The sequence below is a fragment of the Nonomuraea sp. NPDC049646 genome (assembly GCF_044465525.1).
Classification (GTDB): domain Bacteria; phylum Actinomycetota; class Actinomycetes; order Streptosporangiales; family Streptosporangiaceae; genus Nonomuraea.
Map to the genome: position 1 here is coordinate 1 of NZ_JBITLU010000015.1, position 14,216 is coordinate 14,216.

Here is a 14,216-nt window from a genome sequence, read left to right on the forward strand (position 1 = left end):
GGCTACCTCAGCCCTATCGACTACGAGCAGCAAACCACCGATAAGGTGCTGCTCGCCGCATGACAACCCGTGTCCACGCTTCGGGGTGAGCCCTCACCCTGGAGGGATCGCAACCTGGATCCGTCCACCGATGCACGACGAACCAAGGTCACTCATCACCCTGGAGGGATCGCAACATGGAGACGACGAACTGCTTCGACCCGTCTGAGGTCACTCATCACCCTGGAGGGATCGCAACCTGATCGGAAACCCCGACCTGTACGACGAGTTCGGGTCACTCATCACCCTGGAGGGATCGCAACATGCTGCCGTGGATCCGGCCGTTGACGATGATGCACGGCTGTCACTCATCACCCTGGAGGGATCGCAACTGGCTGGACCAGAGTGGGCCAGCCAGTTCCGACCGTCACTCATCACCCTGGAGGGATCGCAACATTCACCTGGTGGAGCGACAGTCGCGGAAGGGCCCGGTCACTCATCACCCTGGAGGGATCGCAACCCATCCGGTTCGACCTCGACGCCGCAGAGGGTGAGGCGTCACTCATCATCCTGGAGGGATCGCAACCCTACCGGACCCGGTCAACTCCCGAGGCCAGTACAGTCACTCATCACCCTGGAGGGATCGCAACTGGACCTCGATCGGCCGGAGCTTGCGGCCCTGGGGTCACTCATCACCCTGGAGGGATCGCAACAGGTCCGCGGCGCGCTTCCAGGCGCGGATGCGAGGTCACTCATCACCCTGGAGGGATCGCAACGCCCGCTCCCAGCGGCCGGAGCCGTCCACGCCGAGCGTCACTCATCACCCTGGAGGGATCGCAACTGATGACGCCGGAGGCCATCATGGTCTGGCCCAGGGTCACTCATCACCCTGGAGGGATCGCAACTCCGGCCAGAGGAAGACGAACCCCTTGGCGGTCGGGGTCACTCATCACCCTGGAGGGATCGCAACAGGTCCGCGGCGCGCTTCCAGGCGCGGATGCGAGGTCACTCATCACCCTGGAGGGATCGCAACAGCGCCTGCAGCTCCTCCCAGCTCGCCTGCACGCCTTGTCACTCATCACCCGGATCGCAACGGCGCCGGCTACACGGCGGGCGGTGTCGTCTTGACGGTCACTCATCACCCTGGAGGGATCGCAACGTCGGTCCGCCGGTCGGCGCCGAGACGCCGTCCGCCGGTCACTCATCACCCTGGAGGGATCGCAACACCTTGTTGGACTGCGTGGTCAGGTCCGCGCCGGCGGCGAAGGTCACTCATCACCCTGGAGGGATCGCAACGTCGGTCCGCCGGTCGGCGCCGAGACGCCGTCCGCCGGTCACTCATCACCCTGGAGGGATCGCAACACCTTGTTGGACTGCGTGGTCAGGTCCGCGCCGGCGGCGAAGGTCACTCATCACCCTGGAGGGATCGCAACGTGCCGACGATGGAGATGAGGCGCTGCCGGATCTGCCGTCACTCATCACCCTGGAGGGATCGCAACACGCCGTAGAGTTGCCGGTTGAGCTGGCGGCCGAGGTCACTCATCACCTTGGAGGGATCGCAACACGAGCCGGTCACCCCGCCCGCGCCGCCGGCGTCGGTCACTCATCACCCTGGAGGGATCGCAACCTGCTGGAGACGCTGGCCAGCGGCCGGCCGATCTAGTCACTCATCACCCTGGAGGGATCGCAATTGACATGCATGGGGGAGACATGGACGGCAAGGGCGCGTCACTCATCACCCTGGAGGGACGCAACGCCACCGTGGCGACAACGATTGCGACGGCGCCCAGCGGGTCACTCATGACCCTGGAGGGATCGCAACGGAAGGGCCGGGGCTCACGAACCGGCTACTGCTCAGGTCACTCCTCACCTAGAGAGATCGCAACTAGACGGAGCTCTCGCTTACGTCGTGGACGTCGAGGGCGGCGATGAGGAATGGCACTCGAACACATGCCGAACCATGATCATTTCCCAATGCGTTCCCCAGAGGTCTACGTCTCCGAGAAAGGCGCAGGTCAGGGGGTCGTTGCGACGGGACTGTAAAACCGTCGGCTCAGCCTACGCAAGTTCGAACCTTGCACCTGCCATACCAGCGGGAAGAGGCCCGTCACCAGCGGAAACGCGGTGACGGGCCTCTCGCTTTGTGCCCGGCCGTCTACGACGATCACCGGTGTCCTGCGGCCTGTCATGGCCAATACGCGGCCAATTTCCAGGCCGTGACCCGGCGCGACAAGGGGGCAGGAACCGGGGTGAGTGGCCGACCTCCCCACCCTTGCCCTCTCGCCTCGTTGAACTGGCGTATGGGATGAGCCGCGATAGAAAGGCGTCGGAGTGGGTGGAAGCGTGATCGATCAGCGGCATGGTGCTTTCGCGCGGCCTTGTGGCGGACGTCTTGACGGATTGGGTACCTGATGCCATCGGTGCCGTTGACGCCGTAGGTGCTCTGGGCGATGGCTTTACCCCCTCCGTCAGCCCTGTGGAGGCGGACGAGCTCACGGTGCAGATGGCCATGCACTTGGAGCGACTCCCCATCATCGACGTGACGCTTGTGGACAGCAGCGCCGGGCGTCGCCGTGCGCTCGCGTTCCTCGCCGTCACATGCCTTACGGTTTGAGAGCGGGCAATCGCGACCAATATCTGCACGGCAGCATCATTCCGGGGGTGGTGCAGACAGAGGAGTACGCCCGAGCGCTCGCACGGTGATGTCCCGCTGTCCGCAGGCTGCCTGCCGTACCACAGGGACGAGCCTTCGCAGCGGGAGCCGCAGAGGGGGCCACACACATGCGATCGGCCACAAGGCGGTCATGGCGCGAGAGCTCAACCCCGAAGGGGAGCAGCGGGCCCTGCCCGCATCCAGCGGGTGGACCGCGCAAGCCAGAGGCTTGAAGCTGGTCGCCCAGGCCGGCCAGGTGGCTCAAGGCCGTTCTGCGGGGCTCCTGAAGCAGGTACCTGGGGTCTGAGTCTGGCGCGGCAGAACGTGCAGCATGAGAGGCAGAGGCAATGCGAGGAGAGGGAGTGCTAGAAGAACCTCGCCCGCTCCAGCTCTTGCTGGTCAGCTTCCTGTACATGGACTTTCCTCCGAAATGGAGGATGCTGCTGCGGGCGGTTTCGTTACCTTTCTGGGGGCCGCACTTCGGAACCAGCACCAGCGCGGGAAATGGCCGGCGACGGACGCGTTACCGGGGGCTGCGGAGGGAGAATTCGTTGCCGTCCGGATCGAACATCAGGACTTGGCCGTCATTCCCCTCGCCAGCTCGCGTTGCCCCTAGCGAGAGCAGGCGATCGATTTCCGCCTCCCGATCGGCGTCGGTGGGGGTTGCCAGTTCGAAGCACAGCCTGTTCGGGCCCGTCTTCGGCGCCACTGGGGGACCACCCCATGTGATCTTCGTGCCGCCGTTCGGCGACTGGATCGCGGTCTCCTGGTCCTGGTCCCAGACCAGTGGCCACCGCAGCGCCTCGCTCCAGAAGTAGCCGACCTCCTGGGTGCCGTCGCAGGCCAGCGCGCCGATGAGGCCGGTGTCGGTGAGGAACTTGTTGCCCGCCTCGATGACGCAGAACTCGTTGCCCTCCGGATCGGCGAGCACCACGTGTCCCTCTTCCGGGCGTTGGCCCACGTCGATGTGCTTGCCGCCGAGTCTCAGAGCCCTGGCCACCGTTTGCTGCTGATCGTCCGGGGAGGTGCTCGTCAGGTCGAAGTGCGCCCGGTTCTGGCCGATCTTCGGTTCCAGGCTCGGCAGGAAACGGACGCGGAAGCCGGAAGGGTCGGGTGGCAGGATCGCGACGTCGTCGTCAGGGCCGTCGGCCATCTCCCAACCCAGGACCCCCGACCAGAACTGTGCCAGGTCCGAGGGACGGATCGCATTGAAGCAGATTGCGAACAATTGACTGGTCATGCCTCACGCATCCCCGATTCGCCCAGATTGATACGAGGCTTGCTCTGTCGGCACAGCCTAGGGACGTCCAGGTGGCGTCGCACCCGAATTTTGCGGCAGGGGCGGTCCGGACAGAGGCGACCAGGTACACCGCTCTGCCACGCCCATGGACGAGTCCAGGGCGGCTACGCCAGCGGGTCGTGGGTCCACACCTGCAATGCTCACCGCATCGCCGGCTTGCATCCGCGCCGGGCCTGAACGCGAGGGAGGACAACGATGAGGAAGCAGACCCCTCTCGCGCTCGCCCTCACCGTGATGATCGCCCTGTCCGCCTGCGGTGGACCCAGCGGAGGCGCGCCGCGACCCGAGCGGGCCCGAAGCAGGGGCAGGCCCTCGGCTCTGAAGCGAAGGGCCGGTTCTGCACTATTTGGCGGGCGCGGTGCTGGTGACGTTCCTGGCGCTGGTCCTGCGTGCGGAGACGGGCGGCGGTCCCGGGTTCGGGATCGGCAGGTCGGCGTCCGTTACGTCGAGGAGGCGCGCAGTGCCGCGGTGACGGACGTCGCGTGGTCGCGGTCGGCCATGACCTGACCTTGGTAGACCAGCAAGAAGTGGGTGTTGTAGGCGGCCGTCCTGGCGTCGGGGGACAGGGCGCGGCGTACCGACGACGCCGCCTGCCAGCGCGGCCGGATCGCCTCCCGCTCTGCTTCGCCCGGACGGTGATGCCACCGGCAACTCGGGCAGGCCGGCATGCCGGTCGCGTTGTCGGTGGCGAAGATCTTGCGCCTGTCGGCCGGTGAGTGGTGCGCGGACGGGCCGGCCGTCCACTCGCCGGTGGCCTCGTCGATCGGATGGCCGGTGAGCTCAGACTCGTACCGGCGGATGAGCTCGGCGAGCGGGGAGTCGCGCTCGACCGGCCCCGTCTCGCCCCGTTCTGCCGACGCCAGCGCGGCGGCCAGCACCGGGTGGTCGGCCACGCCGGCCAGCGCACACTGGCGGCGGGCCTCGGCGGCCGCGGCCCGCCGCTGGAGGACGGGGGAGGCGTGGTCGATGGCCTCGGCGAGCTTCCGGTCGAAGGCGCGCAGGGCGTGTGCGGCGAGCGGGTCGCCTCGCGGAGGGTCGTTCGGGGCGCGGTCGGTGATGACGCCGCCCAGCAGTGGCGCGGCCACCAATTCGGGGGTGAGCAGCACTCCTGAGATGCGGCTCGCCAGGGCGAGGGCGGCGGGAACGCGGCCGGAGAGGTACTGGAACTCCTCCGCCGGTTCGGGTTCGAGGCCCAGCTCGCGCAGGTCGTCGTTCAGCGCGTCGGGGTGGCTGCCCCAGCGCTCCTGGGGCGTCTGGGGGCGAAACGCCGTGCGGATCCGGCCGTCCACGGCGTGTTTGAAGTCGTGTGATGACGCGTAATTGTGGCGCATGACGGAGACGGCCTCGCCGCCGTCGCGGGTCAGCTCGCGTAGCGTCTCGCGGCGGGTGCCCTCCCAGCCGCCGTCCTCGAAGGCGACGGTCCAGTCGCCGGCCCGGGTCACCAGCACCACGTCGCAGCAGCCCTGGTTCACCTGCGTGCGCTCGGCGATCTCCTCGTCGTGGACGACATGGATGTTGGCGTCGACGACGCCGAACCGCCGGAGGGTCTCGCGCTCGTCCAGGCCGTGGACGAAGGTGACGGTGTAGATCTCATGCCAGTCGTTCTCCCAGGCGTAATCCGCGGGCGTGATTTCGCGCACCGGGTTCCCTCCTTCGTGATCACGTGGAGTGTGGCAGGAGGATCTGACATTTTCTGGAAGGCCGGATTCTCGTCCGCGTCCGCGAGGATGACAAAGGTGGATGAGTTCCAGGGGGATCAGAAACGCTTTCTGCGGCAATTACTGGCGAGCGGTGCGCCGCACTTCGTGGTGCGGTTGACCCTCGTGAAGACCGAGGAGGGCGGCCGCCAGGGGCGAATCGGGCACGGTTACCGTTCGCAACTGTGGATCGGGCAACGTATGGCTTCGGGAAGCATGATTCATTGGGACAGTCGGCTGCATCCGCGCAACGATCGGGGGATCAAGCCGGGGGAGACGGGCGAGGCACTGCTGTTCCTGCTCAGTCTTCCCGCTGCAGTGGTGCAGGTCGGCGAGCACCTGGAGTTCTTCGAGGGGGGCCGCCGGGTGGCCGTCGGCGAAGTCCTCGGCGCGGTCAACGTGCCATGAGGTGATCGGTCGAACCGGTGAGGGCCGGCCGGGCGTAGTGGGCGCGGGTCAGGTGCACGCCCGTGGCGCGGGAGGCGAGGGCCAGAGCGCCGGCGACGGGGTCCTCGCCGTAACCGTCGCCGTCGCCGTACAGGCCCAGTTCGCGGACGTCCGCGAGCAGCCGGTCGGGATCGTCGCCCTCCCGGTAGCGGTAGCCGTACAGGCCGAACGTGGTGATCAGGCGGTCATTCACCTCGTAGGTGAAGTCCGAGTCCTCGACATCGGCGAACACCGTGGCCGCCGCCGTACCCGAGGACAACGGCTCGGCCAGGTTGCTGACGTACTTGGTGGCCCATCCGGGGTCGGTGAGGACGGTTCCGCCCTGGGCGGCGTAGGCGGCGACGTCATAGGCGCCGCGAGTGCCTGGGGTGACCTTGATCCGTCGTAGAGCGTCGGCGGGGGACAGGTCACGGACGAACGTGATGCACAAGGCGGTGGTGCCGAGACCGTCGGTCCATCGGTCGCTCAGCCAGGCGTAGTCTGCCGAGGTCGCTCCGTCCATGTCCGCTCCTTGATCGTTTCGGGTGGTGGCCAAGCCTAGAGCGGCCGCGGGTCCGCTGCTCGATCAGTCGTGCCGGCGTCCGCTACGACCACCGATGACAGTGATTCGCAAGGACGTCACGGTGCAATATGGGGCATCTCGTCGGGCTCAAGCGGAGTGTCGGTGCATGGAGATATGAAGTGTCCTGGCTGCGGTGCGATGTTGTCCGGGGCCGGGCTTCAGGAGCCGGTTTCCAGGTGTCCGGGGTGTGCGCTGCCTCTGCAGGGGCCCGTCGCGCATGAGCTGTGGCAGGTGGACCAGGCTCTCGCCAGGCTGGGGGATCAGCTCGCGGGGCTGCGGGCCCGCCGTACGGAACTGCTCGGAGCCTTACGCGCCGAAGCGGCGAGCGCGGAAGCGGCGGGGCAGCGAGGGGCGAGTGCGGAAGCGGCGAGTCAGCGGGGGGCGAGCGCGGCCCCGGCGGGGCACGGTCACGCGGGGGCGTTGCCGCCGTATCCAGGGGCGGTGCCTCCCTACGCGGGGGCGTTGCCGCCGTATCCGGGGGCAGCGGGTGGGGCCGGGGGTGCGGAACCGTTGCCGCCCTATCCGGGGGCGGCAGGTGGGGCCGGGGGTGCGGGGGGCGGCGCGGCGAGGCAGGAGGTGTCCGCGGGCACGGCGAAGAACGTCCTGCTCATCCTCGGTGGTCTGCTGCTGACGGTGGCGGCGGCGGTGTTCACCGTGGTGAGCTGGGGGCGCTTGGGCATAGGCGGGCGCGTGGCCGTGCTGGCCGCGTTCACCGCGCTGGTGATGCTGGCGCCGGTCGTGCTGATCCGGCGCAGGCTCACCGCGACGGCCGAGACCATGGCCGGGTTCGCGGTCGCGTTGCTGCTGCTCGACGGCTACGCCGCCAGGCGGGTGGGGATCCTCGGGGTGGACTCACTCGACGCGTTGCAGTACACGGCGGGCGTGTTCGGGCTCGTCGCGCTGATACTTGTGGCCTATGCCCGGGTCACCCGGCTTCGCGGGCCTGCTCCTGTCGCCGTCGTGCTGGCGCAGCCGGTCCTGGCGCTGCTGGCGGGGGACTGGCCGGTGGAGTGGCTGGTGGCCACGCTGGTGGCGACGGCGGCGCTGGACGTCGTCCTGGTCCGCCGCGGCCGGGGAGCGGTGCGGGTGACGGCCGCCTCGACCGGCAGCGGCGTCGCGGTCCTCGCCCTGCTGAGCGGCGTGCCGTACGCGCTGGGATCTCCTTCCGCCGGTCAGGCGCTGGTCAGGTCGGTGCCGCTGGTCGCCCTGGCGCTGCTCGGCGGGTGGGTGACGTGGCTGCTGGCCAGGCGGGGTGACGCCGAGAGGGAGATCTGGGGCTCCGCGGTCGCCGTCGGGACCACGCTCACGCTGATCGCCGTGCCGGCGGCGCTGGCGCAACCGATGCTGGACGGTCCGGGCACGGACTGGCGTCCCCTGGGCTACCTCGTCCCGGCGCTCGGGGTGGTGCTCGCCGCCGGTCGATTGCCCTGGCGGCGGGTACGGGCGACGGTCATGGGCACCGGCGGGCTGGTGGCGCTGGTGACCACGCTGACGGTGCTGCCCCGGCTGGTGGTCACCCTGGCGGCGCCGTTCGCCTGGCTGGACGTCCTGTGGACGGGCGCCTGGAACGGGCGGAAGTGGCCGCCGTTCGAGATGGCGTCGCCGGTGGACGTGGTGGTCCTGGCCGTGCCGGCGACCGCCCTCCTGGCGGCGGCCGCGCGAGGCAGCGGGTGGCGTCCGAAAAAGACAATGACGGCCGGGCGGGGCTCCGGTGGATGGGTGGTCAAGGCGGCGGCGGCCGGGGCGCTGGTCGCCGGGACGCTCGGGATCACAGTCGCCCCCGAGGCATTCGGGATGCCCTACCCGCTCGCGACGGCGGTGCAGGCGGCGCCGGCCGTCGCGCTCGCGCTGGCCGCCACCCGCGGCCGGACGCCCTGGTGGGCGGTGGCCTGCGCGCTCGTCGCCGCTCCCGCCTCGGTACGGGCGGCGGCGTACGCGTTCGGCAGCGAGCCCGCGACGCTGATCGTGCTGCCGATCCTGGCGGCGGCGGCCGCCGCGATGGCGCTGTCGGCCAGGCTGAAGGAGCTCCGGCTCTGGGGCGTCGGCTTCGCCGCCCTGTTCCTCGGCCTGGAGGCGGTGGCTGCGGCGCTCTCGCTGGGCGTGCGCCTGCCGGTCGCGGCGAGCGTCGGGTTCGCCGTGGCCGGGATGCTGGTGCTGCTCATGTCGCTGTGGACGGGCCCGGCCGCCCGGAGCGGCGGGAACGGCCTCAGGTACGCCGGCGCAGTCCTGCTGCTGCTGGCGTCGTGGCTGCGGCTGGGGGCGGACGAGGTCACCGTCGTCGAGGCGTACACGGTGCCTTGCTCGCTGGTGCTGCTGGGATCCGGCTGGTGGCGGCGGCGCGGCGCGGCCGTCTCGTCGTGGGCCGCCTACGGGGCGGGGCTGTCCTTCACGATGCTGCCCAGCCTGGTGGCGGTGTACGCGGACGTCGAATGGCGGCGGTCGCTGGCGCTCGGCGTGGTGGCGCTGGCGGTGCTGCTCGCCGGGGTCCGGTTCAAGCTCCGGGCGCCCACGTCGATCGGGGCGGTCGTGGTCGCCGGGGTCGTGGTGCGGGAACTGGCTCCGTACGTGTCGGAGCTGTTCCTCGCGGTGCCGCGCTGGGTGCCGATCGCCGTGGGCGGCGTGCTGCTCGTGGTGGTCGGGGCGACGTACGAGGCCCGCATGCGCGACCTGCGCCGGCTGCGCGACACCCTCGCGACGATGGGCTGAGCGGGGACGGGCTGCGTCCTGTCGGGTGTCAGCGGCCGTGTCAGGGCGGTGACGGCGCGGTATCAGAGCGGCCCGCGATGGTTGACCCATGAACGGTTCAGCGACACGGCCTCCGGGCCGCGAACCGGGCCATCAATCGGAAGACCACCACTCGCAGGAGAGCATCATGCAGCAGTTCGACACCACCGCCCCCGTCCGCGTCGTCCTCGACATCCCCGCCGGACGCGTGCACCTCGTGGCGGAGGACCGGGCCGGCACCACGGTCGAGGTCCGGCCCGCCAACGCCGCCAAGAGCCGTGACGTGCAGGCGGCGGAGCAGACCACGGTCGACTACGCCGACGGCGTCCTGTCGATCGCGACCACCGCGAAGAACCAGTACTTCGGCCCGTCCGGGTCGATCGAGGTGACGGTCCACCTGCCCGCCGGCTCCCGCGTCGAGGCCAAGACGGCCAGCGCCGAACTGCGGACCGTCGGGGCCCTCGGCGACGTCTCCTTCGACGGCGCGTACAGCCGGATCGAGATCGAGGAGGCCGCGAGCCTGCGCCTCACCGCGGTCGACGGCGACGTCCAGGTCGGCCGGCTCGGCGGGCCCGCGGAGATCAGCACCGCGAGCGGGGACATCCGGATCGCCGAGGCCGCGGGCGGCAAGGTCGTGCTCCGCACCCAGTCCGGCGACATCACGATCGCCGCCGCCAACGGCGTCTCGGCGGCCCTGGACGCCGGCACCGGCCACGGCCGCGTCACCAACGCGCTCAAGAACGACGGCACCGTCGAGCTCGACATCCACGCCACCACCGCCAACGGCGACATCACCGCCCGCAGCCTGTGACCCGCGGCTTCCGACGAGAGGGCGGGCCGACCCGCCGGAACCGCCCTCAGGAAGAAGCCGCAGTTCAGAGCACTCGTGTGGCGGGACTGTGAAACTGTCGGCCCAGCCCGCGCAAGTTCGGGATCTTGCGCCGGCCGCCAGTGTTCAACAGCAGGTCAGAGGCCCTTCGGGGCCTCTTCTGTGTTGTGGGGGGCCGGGCTCAGGAGTCGCGTCGCAGCGAGGACAGGCCCCACAGTTCGACGATCCGTCCGTCGCGCACGCGGAACATCTCCAGCATGGTCGGTGGCTCGCGGTCGGGAATGCCCTGCACGCTCGTGCGGACGGCGACCGTGTCCCCCTCGACGATCAGGTCCTCGACGACCACCTTGACGTCGGGGAACGCCTCGTGGAACCGCCGCCACGCCTGGGAGACGCTGTCGGGGCCGGTCGTGCCCAGAGGGTGGCTGTGGAAGTCCGCCGCGAAGATCTCCGTCGTGGCGGCGTGGTCGCGGGCGTTGAAGGCGGTGTACATGCGGTGGGCCGCGGCCCGCGCGTCCTCGGTCATCGGCTCTCCTGTTCGGTCATGTTCACGCGGACGCGGCGCAGGGCGTCCAGGACGAGGTCCCGCTGGTGCGGCGTGACACCGCTGAGGAGCCGCTCCTGGTACGCCTGGTGCGAGCGGTCGAGGTCGGCCGCGCATCGCTCGCCCGCGGGGGTGAGCGCGGACAGGGTGTAGCGGTTGTCCGCCGGATCCAGGCGGCGGCCGACCAGCCCCTCGGCCTCGAACTCCTTGACCAGCCGGGTGACGCTCGCGCCGTCGATGCCGAGCGTCCGGCGCAGCTCGCTGTGGCTGGTCTCGCCGTCGCGCCACAGGCGGATGAGCAGTTGGACCCGGTGGGGGCTCATGCCCACGTGCCGGGCGAACGCCTGGCGGAGCTCGGCGCAGGCGCCTCCCAGCTCCCGGAAGAACGTGTCCTCAGCGGTCTCTTCGTGCACCATCTTTTTATATCGGCAACTCTTGACGTGCTCAAGAGTCAGCGGAAGATCGTGTGGCACACGCGCGCCCGCAACCCGTCGAACCTGGCGCACGGCGAGTGGTGGTGGTGCCTGCGCTTCTTCGCGTGATGCGCCTTCTTCGCCGGGTGCTTGGCCCGGTGCTTCACCGCGTGCTCGGTCGTGTGCTTCACCGTGTGCTTGGCCGTGTGGGTCGCCGTGGTCTTCGGCGGTGCGGCCGGGTGGGGCGGTTGCGCGGCCGGCGGCCGGGGAAGCGCGGGCGGGGCCGCCTGCGGGACGGCCGCCTTCAGCACGCCCGCCGGCCCGCGCCCCTGGGCTTCCTCCGCAAGCCCGCGGCTGACGGTGAATCCGACGAACACCCCCGTTCCGAGCGCGAGGGCGACCGCGACGACGACGAAGACGTGGCTGAAACGCCTCCGAGGAGCGACCGGCGATCCCCGGAAGAGCCCGGACGGCGGAAGCACGGCCTTGCCGCGTGCCGCGGACCGGGAGGATCCCGGACGGTTGAACACGGAAGATGGCAGGTCGTTCATGGTCGCCTCCGAGATCACGCTCAGACGGTTGCCGTCTGGTCCCTTATGACCTCGGCGCGAGGACTCCGGTTCGGGAGTTGGCGGATCCTTGGACAGCTCGGGCCCAGGTCCTGACGCTTGCGCGGGGCCGGGTCCGGGGGCAGGCGGGGCTAAACGCCCCCTGATGGGTCGGCTTGGATTCACGCCCGGACACCAACTCCCTGTCCCTTTTTTCGCCAATTGGGTGCTTTGTCGGTTTTCCGGGTAGGTCAAGCCGCGGCGAGCAGGCGTCGGCGTGTTCGGGGTCTGTCCGCGCGCACAGGACCGCGCACTGGACCGCGCACAGGACCGCGCACAGGACGCGCAATCGGACCCGGTGCGGGTCGAGATGGTGAGCGAGCGGAAGGAGAGCTGACCATGTCGAGCAGATTGCAGATGGCCTTTGCCGTACTCGCCGGGTACTACCTCGGCAGGCGGCACAAGCTGCGCACGGCGGCGGCGCTGGCGGCGGCCGGGCTGGCGGGACGCGCCAGCTGCGGCCAGGGTGCTGCCGGTGGCCTGCTGGCGCAAGGCGTCAAGACCCTCGGCTCCAATCCCGAGATTCAGCGGATGACCGGCCGCCTTCGCGGCGAACTCATGGAAGTCGGCAAGGCTGCGGTGATCTCCGCGGCCACCAAGCAGATCGACTCCCTGACCCACAAGCTCCAGGAGCGTGGGGAGAAGTCCGGGACCGCGCAGGGAGAGGAAGCCGAGGCTCAACCCAGGAAGCGGCAGGCCCCCACGGACGAGGAGACCGACCGCGGCGAGGAGGACTACGACGAACGCGATCGCTACGAGGACGAGGACGAAGACGAACCCGAGGTACCGGAGCAGGCCAGACGGAGGCCCGAGGGTCAAGAGGGCCATGAGGGTCACAGAGGGCAGCGGCGGACACGTCCTGTCCGGCGGGTCGGCCAGTCACGGAGGTGAGTGCGGTGACTGAGGAAGCGAAGAGGACGGCGACCGGAAGCGGCGGGGAAGCCCTGGGCAAGGCCGCCGGAACCGCCCGTCGAGCCGGTCAGGCCGCGACGGGCACGGTCGAGGACGTCACCGGTAAGGCCGGGGACGTGACCGGTAAGGCCGGGGACGTGACCGGAAAGGCCGGGGACGTGACCGGAAAGGCCGGGGACGTGACCGGAAAGGCGGAAGACGTCACCGGTAAGGCCGGGGACGTCGCGGGTAAGGCCGGGGAGGCCGGCCAGGGCATCGCCGACAACCTGCCGATGGACCGGCTCGTGCAATCCGCGCAGGGGCTCCTGCAGGCGGCGGGCACGCGAGTGCTGTCCTCCGCCGGGGACAAGCTCGAAGGACTGACCGGCCGGCTCACCGATTACGTCGAACACGGCGGAAAGGGCTTGATGAGCGCGGTCACGGGCTCGGACAAGCCCGGCTTCATGAGCGGAGCCCTGAAGGGCGGCCTCACGGGAGGTCTGAAGGGAGGACTCAAGGGAGGACTCAAGGGAGGACTCAAAGGCATCTGGCAGAAGATCACCGGCCGTGGCGGTGGGAAAGCCGGCCACGCGAAGATCACCAACATCGTCGAGTCGATCGACATCGGTGCGCCCCGGCGCCTGGTGTACGACCAGTGGACCCAGTTCCAGGACTTCCCGACCTTCATGAAGAAGGTCGAGACCATCAACCAGGAGTCCGACGAAGAGGTGTCCTGGAAGGCCCAGGTCTTCTGGTCGCACCGGACCTGGAAGGCGCACATCATCGAGCAGATCCCCGACCAGCGGATCATCTGGCGGTCCGAGGGAGCGAAGGGGTATGTCGACGGAGCGGTGACCTTCCATGAGGTCTCGCCTGACCTGACCCGAGTCCTGGTCGTGCTGGAGTACCACCCGCAGGGCCTGTTCGAGCGCACCGGCAACCTGTGGCGCGCCCAGGGCCGGCGCGTACGCCTGGAGCTCAAGCACTTCAGACGGCACGTGATGGCGCACCTGCTGCTGAAGCCCGACGAGCTGCAGGGCTGGCGCGGCGAGATCCACGACAGCAAGGTCGTCAAGGATCAGGAGACCGCCCTCCAGGAGGAGCAGGAGCAGCGGGAAGCCGAGCAGGAACAGCCCGAGGAGGGCGAGCAGGAGCAGCCCGAGGAGGGCGAGCGGGCCGAAGCGGAAGAGCCCGAGGAGCAGCCCGAGGAGGAGCAGCCCGAGGAGGGCGAGCGGGCCGAGGCCGAAGAGCCCGAGGAGGAGGAAGAGGAAGAAGAGGAGGAACCCGAGGAGGAGGAAGAGGAAGAAGAGGAGGAACCCGAGGAAGAAGAAGGGGAGTTCGAGGAGGAAGAGGGAGAGTTCGAGGAGCCCGAGGAGGAAGAAGAAGGGGAAGAGGAGGAAGAGGAGGAAGAGGAGCCCGAGGAGCGTCCCGCGGCTCCGCCCGTGGCGCGGCGTCGCGCCGGAGCGCCCACCCGCCGGTCCGCCGAGCACGACCGCCCGGTACGCCGGCGTCGGATCCGAGCCGAGTAGTCACTCGTCAGGGCCTGTCGCCGAAGGCCGGGCCACCCAG

The 14,216-nt window shown here is 69.6% G+C and carries 13 protein-coding genes; 6 read left to right on the forward strand and 7 right to left on the reverse strand.

What is annotated here, in order from left to right; genetic code table 11:
- Positions 1-1,450 precede the first annotated feature (1,450 nt).
- Positions 1,451-1,582, reverse strand: coding sequence for a hypothetical protein (locus ACIBQ8_RS36385; protein WP_397194327.1), 132 nt, complete (start codon positions 1,580-1,582; stop codon positions 1,451-1,453).
- 756 nt (positions 1,583-2,338) lie between these two features.
- Here ACIBQ8_RS36385 and ACIBQ8_RS36390 point away from each other — a divergent pair.
- Positions 2,339-2,593, forward strand: a complete 255-nt coding sequence (locus ACIBQ8_RS36390) for a hypothetical protein (RefSeq protein ID WP_397194328.1) — start codon at positions 2,339-2,341, stop codon at positions 2,591-2,593.
- A 562-nt stretch (positions 2,594-3,155) separates the two neighbouring features.
- On the opposite strand, the gene ACIBQ8_RS36395 is transcribed toward ACIBQ8_RS36390, so the two are convergent.
- Together ACIBQ8_RS36395 and ACIBQ8_RS36400 are read right to left on the reverse strand one after the other, a co-directional pair.
- A complete protein-coding gene (locus ACIBQ8_RS36395) occupies positions 3,156-3,872 on the reverse strand; it encodes a VOC family protein (protein WP_397194329.1) in 717 nt (238 codons plus the stop codon).
- Between the two features lie 500 nt (positions 3,873-4,372).
- Complete coding sequence (locus tag ACIBQ8_RS36400; RefSeq protein WP_397194330.1) at positions 4,373-5,572, reverse strand: DUF6461 domain-containing protein; 1,200 nt, start codon at positions 5,570-5,572, stop codon at positions 4,373-4,375.
- Positions 5,573-5,668: 96 nt separating this feature from the next.
- Between ACIBQ8_RS36400 and ACIBQ8_RS36405 the strand changes: the two genes are divergently transcribed.
- On the forward strand, positions 5,669-6,037 hold the full coding sequence (locus ACIBQ8_RS36405) for a hypothetical protein (RefSeq protein WP_397194331.1): 369 nt from the start codon (positions 5,669-5,671) through the stop codon (positions 6,035-6,037).
- Here the strand turns inward: ACIBQ8_RS36405 and ACIBQ8_RS36410 are convergent.
- Positions 6,024-6,578, reverse strand: coding sequence for a DUF6461 domain-containing protein (locus ACIBQ8_RS36410; RefSeq protein WP_397194332.1), 555 nt, complete (start codon positions 6,576-6,578; stop codon positions 6,024-6,026). The genes ACIBQ8_RS36405 and ACIBQ8_RS36410 overlap by 14 nt on opposite strands.
- Before the next feature lie 636 nt (positions 6,579-7,214).
- Here ACIBQ8_RS36410 and ACIBQ8_RS36415 point away from each other — a divergent pair.
- Both ACIBQ8_RS36415 and ACIBQ8_RS36420 read left to right on the forward strand, forming a co-directional pair.
- A complete protein-coding gene (locus ACIBQ8_RS36415) occupies positions 7,215-9,344 on the forward strand; it encodes an SCO7613 C-terminal domain-containing membrane protein (protein ID WP_397194333.1) in 2,130 nt (709 codons plus the stop codon).
- Between the two features lie 166 nt (positions 9,345-9,510).
- The gene (locus tag ACIBQ8_RS36420; RefSeq protein WP_397194334.1) at positions 9,511-10,173 is read left to right on the forward strand and encodes a DUF4097 family beta strand repeat-containing protein; all 663 of its coding nucleotides are present in this window, start codon (positions 9,511-9,513) and stop codon (positions 10,171-10,173) included.
- 199 nt (positions 10,174-10,372) lie between these two features.
- Here ACIBQ8_RS36420 and ACIBQ8_RS36425 read toward each other — a convergent pair whose 3' ends face one another.
- Genes ACIBQ8_RS36425 through ACIBQ8_RS36435 form a run of 3 tightly spaced genes read right to left on the reverse strand, consistent with a single transcriptional unit; the run spans position 10,373 to position 11,717 of the window.
- A complete protein-coding gene (locus ACIBQ8_RS36425) occupies positions 10,373-10,717 on the reverse strand; it encodes an ester cyclase (RefSeq protein ID WP_397173111.1) in 345 nt (114 codons plus the stop codon).
- Positions 10,714-11,151 carry a MarR family winged helix-turn-helix transcriptional regulator gene (locus ACIBQ8_RS36430; RefSeq protein ID WP_397194335.1) on the reverse strand — a complete coding sequence of 146 codons (438 nt, stop codon included), beginning with the start codon at positions 11,149-11,151 and terminating at the stop codon, positions 10,714-10,716. The genes ACIBQ8_RS36425 and ACIBQ8_RS36430 overlap by 4 nt, the downstream gene beginning before the upstream one ends.
- A 35-nt stretch (positions 11,152-11,186) precedes the next feature.
- A complete protein-coding gene (locus ACIBQ8_RS36435) occupies positions 11,187-11,717 on the reverse strand; it encodes a hypothetical protein (protein WP_397194336.1) in 531 nt (176 codons plus the stop codon).
- 378 nt (positions 11,718-12,095) lie between these two features.
- On the opposite strand from ACIBQ8_RS36435, the gene ACIBQ8_RS36440 reads away from it, so the two are divergent.
- Together ACIBQ8_RS36440 and ACIBQ8_RS36445 are read left to right on the forward strand one after the other, a co-directional pair.
- Positions 12,096-12,647, forward strand: coding sequence for a hypothetical protein (locus ACIBQ8_RS36440; protein ID WP_397173117.1), 552 nt, complete (start codon positions 12,096-12,098; stop codon positions 12,645-12,647).
- A gap of 5 nt (positions 12,648-12,652) precedes the next feature.
- Positions 12,653-14,176 (forward strand): SRPBCC family protein, encoded by a 1,524-nt coding sequence (locus ACIBQ8_RS36445; protein WP_397194337.1) that lies wholly within the window; start codon positions 12,653-12,655, stop codon positions 14,174-14,176.
- Positions 14,177-14,216: the final 40 nt, after the last annotated feature.